At 62.6% G+C, this 4448-nt stretch carries 7 protein-coding genes; 2 read left to right on the top strand and 5 right to left on the bottom strand.

Going from position 1 to position 4448, the window contains the following annotated elements:
• Position 1 precedes the first annotated feature (1 nt).
• Positions 2–790 (bottom strand): 3-hydroxybutyrate dehydrogenase, encoded by a 789-nt coding sequence (locus ACTJKF_RS31230; RefSeq protein WP_440628976.1) that lies wholly within the window; start codon positions 788–790, stop codon positions 2–4.
• Positions 791–954: 164 nt separating this feature from the next.
• Between ACTJKF_RS31230 and ACTJKF_RS31225 the strand changes: the two genes are divergently transcribed.
• Positions 955–1926 carry a potassium channel beta subunit family protein gene (locus ACTJKF_RS31225; protein ID WP_440628974.1) on the top strand — a complete coding sequence of 324 codons (972 nt, stop codon included), beginning with the start codon at positions 955–957 and terminating at the stop codon, positions 1924–1926.
• Positions 1927–2037: 111 nt separating this feature from the next.
• Positions 2038–2883: a 23S rRNA (adenine(2030)-N(6))-methyltransferase RlmJ gene (locus tag ACTJKF_RS31220; RefSeq protein WP_440628972.1), complete on the top strand. Its 846-nt coding sequence runs from the start codon at positions 2038–2040 to the stop codon at positions 2881–2883.
• Positions 2884–2898: 15 nt separating this feature from the next.
• On the opposite strand, the gene ACTJKF_RS31215 is transcribed toward ACTJKF_RS31220, so the two are convergent.
• The 4 genes from ACTJKF_RS31215 to ACTJKF_RS31200 form a co-directional block, all read right to left on the bottom strand.
• Positions 2899–3267, bottom strand: a complete 369-nt coding sequence (locus tag ACTJKF_RS31215) for a hypothetical protein (protein WP_440628977.1) — start codon at positions 3265–3267, stop codon at positions 2899–2901.
• Between the two features lie 114 nt (positions 3268–3381).
• Complete coding sequence (locus ACTJKF_RS31210) at positions 3382–3528, bottom strand: DUF3563 family protein (RefSeq protein WP_006478295.1); 147 nt, start codon at positions 3526–3528, stop codon at positions 3382–3384.
• Positions 3529–3743: 215 nt separating this feature from the next.
• Positions 3744–4148 (bottom strand): Cu(I)-responsive transcriptional regulator, encoded by a 405-nt coding sequence (gene cueR / locus ACTJKF_RS31205; protein ID WP_440628969.1) that lies wholly within the window; start codon positions 4146–4148, stop codon positions 3744–3746.
• Positions 4149–4224: 76 nt separating this feature from the next.
• Positions 4225–4448: hypothetical protein (locus tag ACTJKF_RS31200; RefSeq protein ID WP_440628968.1), on the bottom strand; the 224-nt coding region annotated here is incomplete at its 5' end.

Raw genomic sequence — 4448 nt, 5'->3', positions numbered from 1 at the left:
GTTACTGCATGAACCAGCCGTGGCTGACGACGAACGACTGGCCCGTGAGCGCGGCGCTCGGGAACGCCGACAGGAACAGCACCGTCTGCGCGACGTCCTGTACCGTCGTGAACACGCCGTCGACCGTGTTGCCGAGCATCACCTTCTTGATCACGTCCTCTTCGCTGATGCCGAGCTCCTTCGCCTGCTCCGGAATCTGCTTGTCGACCAGCGGCGTGCGCACGAAGCCCGGACACACGACGTGCGAGCGCACGTTGTGCTTCGCGCCTTCCTTCGCCAGCACGCGCGCGAGGCCCAGCAGCCCGTGCTTGGCCGTCACGTACGCCGACTTCAGCGGCGACGCCTCGTGCGAGTGCACCGAGCCCATGTAGATCACGACGCCGCCGCGATCGTCCTTGTACATGTGCTTGAGCGCGGCCTTCGTCGTCAGGAACGCGCCGTCGACGTGGATCGCCTGCATCTTCTTCCAGTCGGAAAACGAATAGTTCTCGATCGGGTTGACGATCTGGATGCCCGCGTTCGACACGAGGATGTCGATCGAGCCGAATGCGGCGGCCACCTTGTCGATGCCGCTGTTGACCGCTTCCTCGCTGGTCACGTCCATCGCGACGCCGATCGCCTTGCCGCCTGCCTTGTTGATCTCGTCGGCAACCGCGTTCGCGCCGTCCTGGTTCAGGTCGGCGATCGCGACGGCCGCGCCCGCTTTCGCGAGCTCCAGCGCGATTTCCTTGCCGATGCCGCTTGCGGCGCCCGTGACGACTGCGGTCTTGCCGCTCAGATCTGCTGCCATGTCCGTCTCCTTCCGTTATCGGATCGAAAAAGCGTGTCCCGCTGCAGCCGTTTTCGTCTCGTGGTCGTGCAGGCGGGCCCGCCGCTATTGTGCACGATCGGCCCCGCCGCTCGCGCGCAAAACGTCTAAGCTTAAGGTCGGTTCAGGGTCGCGGGAGATATCCCATGCACTATCGACGGCTAGGCCGCTCCGGCCTGCAGATCAGCGAGCTTTCGCTCGGCTCGTGGGTCACCTACGGCAATCAGGTCGATCAGCGGGTCGCGCGCGAGTGCCTCGCGGCGGCGCGCGATGCCGGCGTCAATTTCTTCGACAACGCCGAGGTCTATGCGGGCGGCAAATCCGAGGAAATCATGGGTCAGGCGCTCAAATCGCTCGGTTGGCCGCGTGTCAGCTACCTCGTGTCCACCAAGTTCTTCTGGGGGCTCGCGGAAGCGCCGAACCAGTACCACACGCTGAACCGGAAATATCTGCTGAATGCGATCGACGGGTCGCTGCGCCGGCTGCAGCTCGACCATGTCGACATTGTCTACTGCCATCGCCCCGATCCGAACACGCCGATCGAGGAAACCGTCTGGGCGATGAGCGACATGATCGTGCGCGGCAAGGCGCTGTACTGGGGCACGTCGGAGTGGAGCGCCGACGAGATTCGCGCCGCGTACGAAATCGCCGAGCGGCACCATCTGCACAAGCCGGTCGTCGAACAGCCGCAGTACAACCTGTTCCACCGTACCCGGGTCGAGCAGGAATACGCGCGGCTCTACGAAGACTATGGCCTCGGCCTGACGACGTGGAGCCCGCTGGCATCGGGGCTGCTCACCGGCAAGTATCGCAACGGCGTGCCGCCGGGCAGCCGCGCGCAACTGCAGGGCTACGACTGGCTTCGCGACCGGCTGACGGACCCGGCCAGCAACGATGTGGTAGAACGGCTCGGCGGGATCGCGACCGAGCTCGGCTGCAGCACTGCCCAGCTCGCGATCGCATGGGTGCTGGCGAATCCGCGCGTGAGTTCGGTCATTACGGGCGCCTCCAGGATCGAGCAGATCGGCGACAACATGCGCGCGCTCGACGTCGCCGACAAGCTGACGCCGGAGATCAGGCAACGCATCGAGGAGGCCGTCGGCGACGCATACCAGTAAGGCGGCTCACGCCCACTCGCGTACAATACGCGGCCGCATTGGCGTCCGTCCCGACGGCCGCGCGCGATCGTCCGTTTTCATCGATTCACCTTTCGTTCCAGGCAGCCAGCCATGCTCAGTTATCGTCACGGTTTTCACGCAGGCAATCACGCGGACGTGCTCAAGCACGCCGTCGTCATCCAGCTGCTGCGCTACCTGAACAAGAAGGACAAGTCGTACTGGTACATCGATACGCACGCCGGCGCCGGCGTGTATTCGCTGCGCGACGGCTATGCCGCCAAGACGTCGGAATTCGACACCGGCATCGGTCCGCTGTGGAACGACAAGAACTTGCCAGAGGTGCTCGGCGATTACATCGACGAAGTGCGCGCGCTGAACGACGACGGTGAGCTGCACTACTATCCGGGCTCCCCGTATCTCGCGTGGCGCTCCATGCGCGAGCAGGACCGGATGCGCCTGTTCGAAATGCATACGACGGAAATCGACGTGCTGCGTCACAACTTCCGCGATGCAGGGCGACGCGCGATGATTTTCGCCGGTGACGGCTTCGAGGGCGTCAAGGCGTTGCTGCCGCCGCCGCCGCGACGCGCGCTCGTGCTGATCGACCCGTCGTACGAGGACAAGAAGGACTATGCGCGCACGGTGACCTGCGTGACGGAATGCCTGAAGCGTTTCGCGACGGGTTGTTACGCGATCTGGTATCCGCAGGTTGCGCGGGTGGAATCGCAGCGTTTTCCGGAACAGCTCAAGCGTCTGCAGCCGAACAACTGGCTGCACCTGACGTTGACGGTATCGAATCCGCCGGCAGATGGCCTGGGCCTCTACGGCAGTGGGATGTTCATCCTGAATCCGCCGTACACGCTCGCCCAGAGCATGAACGAAGCGCTGCCCTATCTCGTGGAACGACTGGGGCAGGACAGCGGCGCGCGCTGCCAGATCGAGCACCGCGGAAACTGAGCGGGCGGATTGCCGTTACGGCTGGGGTCTCGGCGCGGGCCTCGGTTGATTGGCCGGCGACACGCCCCAGCCCGGTACATTGATATACGGCGCGACAAACAGCGGGACCGACGAATTCGTCCCTTGCCCGGCCGGCGTTCTCATGCCTGCGGGTTCTACGATCGGCTCGGACGACAGCGGAGCCGTCTGCAACACCAGGCCGCCCTGGCCATCCTGGATCCCGCGTTGCGTGTCGAGAATCAGCGGTTTGGACGAAGTCGCAGCACCGGCCGCCATGCCGTACGCGAGCATCGCGGCACCCAGAACGAGACGCGCGCGGGATACGTGACGCACATCGAGACGCAAGTGCATGGTCGTGTTCTTCCAGTTGAAAAGCAGGCCCATACCATAGCGTCGCGCCGACGATTTCGCCAGATCCGGCGCACAAAAAAACAAAGCCCCGTCAATACGGGGCTTGCTTTTCGTTCGGTGCCACATGGCACCTGACGGTGACTCCGATTACAGCGAGTAGCCGTTGGTTTCGAGCGAACGAATGCGACTCTCGAGCTGGACGATGTCCGACGACGTGGCGAGGTAAGCCTCACGGCGCTCGCGCTCTGCGGATTCGAACCAGTTGCTCAGCTTTTCAACGATGTAGGCGATCATGATGTGCTCCAAGGATGGGGGACCCCTGGCGAATCAAGATTCAGGGATTTCCCGTATAGGGTTATCCCGAATTATAGCGGTGCCGCACCAAGATGCTAGTGAAATGCTTGCATGGAAGCCATTCCCATTCGGAATGGATCATGAAGCATTTTTCATAACCGATTGATTTTTAATGATATTCAATCGAGTCCCATTTTTCGCCTCGAGGGCATGCACTAATCTGGCTCACTGACCGGGTCGGCCAGGCGCGCCAAAATCGGGCATTCGGGTCGTCCGTCACCGTGGCAGTGCGCGGCGAGATCGGCCAGCGTATCGCGCATGTCGCTCAATTCCGCGATGCGTTTGTCGAGTTCGGCCACGTGCTCGAGGGCGATCGACTTCACTTCGGCACTGGCTCGCGACCTGTCTTGCCAGAGCAGCAGCAGCTTGCGGATATCTTCGACAAGAAAGCCGAGCCGTCGCGCCTGGCGGATGAAACGCAGGATATGGACTTCGTCCGAACCGTAGATCCGGTACCCGGCGCCGCTACGCTTGCTCGGCGCAAGGAGGCCGACCTGTTCGTAGTACCGGATCATTTTTGCACTGACGCCGGATTCGCGCGACGCATCGCCGATATTCATTTCCCCCCCTCTCCATCAAGCGTTGATTCGCACACGAATGTCGACGCAAACAACAGTCGACGACACTTCGATCGTATCAAATTGCGTGTTTCTGTTCCGGGATGACCGCAAGCAGGGTGATCGGGGGTGCATTGGAAGCGGGTTGCCGGCAGTCTGCTGGATCGACAACGAGTGCTTGGCGTTGCGGTTCGAGCTGGCCGGCGAGCCAATGCCCCACTCCGCCGCGGTTGCCGTTTCCGTCGCCCCAATGCAAAAACCCCCGCCTTTCGGGCGGGGGTTTCTGGCTTAGGGAGCCTGACG

It is taken from the genome of Burkholderia sp. 22313 (genome assembly GCF_052045245.1).
In the GTDB taxonomy this organism is placed as follows: Bacteria; Pseudomonadota; Gammaproteobacteria; order Burkholderiales; family Burkholderiaceae; genus Burkholderia.
Note: the sequence above shows the minus strand (reverse complement) of the source record. Positions and strands in the feature narration are given on the sequence as shown.

What these genes read in the sequence shown, in the direction of transcription:
- ACTJKF_RS31230 (WP_440628976.1), bottom strand. Translation starts at nt 790, where the DNA reads ATGGCAGCAGATCTGAGCGGCAAGACCGCAGTCGTCACGGGCGCCGCA.
- ACTJKF_RS31225 (WP_440628974.1), top strand. Translation starts at nt 955, where the DNA reads ATGCACTATCGACGGCTAGGCCGCTCCGGCCTGCAGATCAGCGAGCTT.
- ACTJKF_RS31220 (WP_440628972.1), top strand. Translation starts at nt 2,038, where the DNA reads ATGCTCAGTTATCGTCACGGTTTTCACGCAGGCAATCACGCGGACGTG.
- ACTJKF_RS31215 (WP_440628977.1), bottom strand. Translation starts at nt 3,267, where the DNA reads ATGGGCCTGCTTTTCAACTGGAAGAACACGACCATGCACTTGCGTCTC.
- ACTJKF_RS31210 (WP_006478295.1), bottom strand. Translation starts at nt 3,528, where the DNA reads ATGATCGCCTACATCGTTGAAAAGCTGAGCAACTGGTTCGAATCCGCA.
- cueR (WP_440628969.1), bottom strand. Translation starts at nt 4,148, where the DNA reads ATGAATATCGGCGATGCGTCGCGCGAATCCGGCGTCAGTGCAAAAATG.